The sequence below is a fragment of the Bacillus sanguinis genome (assembly GCF_018332475.1).
GTDB lineage: Bacteria > Bacillota > Bacilli > Bacillales > Bacillaceae_G > Bacillus_A > Bacillus_A sanguinis.
The window spans coordinates 1-403 of the sequence record NZ_BOQB01000598.1; the positions used below are offsets into that span (position 1 = coordinate 1).

The 403-nt window shown below is 28.5% G+C and carries 1 protein-coding gene; it reads left to right on the top strand.

Annotation, left to right across the window (positions count from 1 at the left end):
• Nucleotides 1-244, top strand: a 244-nt coding sequence (locus KI369_RS28765) for a DUF1433 domain-containing protein (protein WP_212959030.1), incomplete at its 5' end; no start/stop codon positions are given.
• Between the last annotated feature and the right edge of the window lie 159 nt (nt 245-403).

The window sequence follows — 403 nt, forward strand, 5'->3', positions numbered from 1 at the left end:
GGAAAATAATAAAGAAAAACAAATAGTAGATAAAGCAACAGAAAAAACAATTAATTACTTTAAAGAGAAACAAAATTTAGATGTAACTATTACTGATTACAGGTTCCCTTCTAATGATCTAGAATCAGTCTTCATAACTGGTCATATCAAAGATGATGAAAGCAAGGAATTCACTGCTACAATAGATTACAATAATAATTATAATGTTGGTTCTGTTTCAACGAATTTTTCTCTAAAAAAATAATACAATATGGATAAAAAAATGAGGAAATAGCATTAAAAGAAAAAGCAAAAAAGATCGCAATCCAACATTTTAAAGCGGATAAAAAACTAGATGTTACAGTGACAAAAGTCGAATTCGGCCCTGCGGATTTTGGAGTAATTTTTGTATCGGGTCATGTAA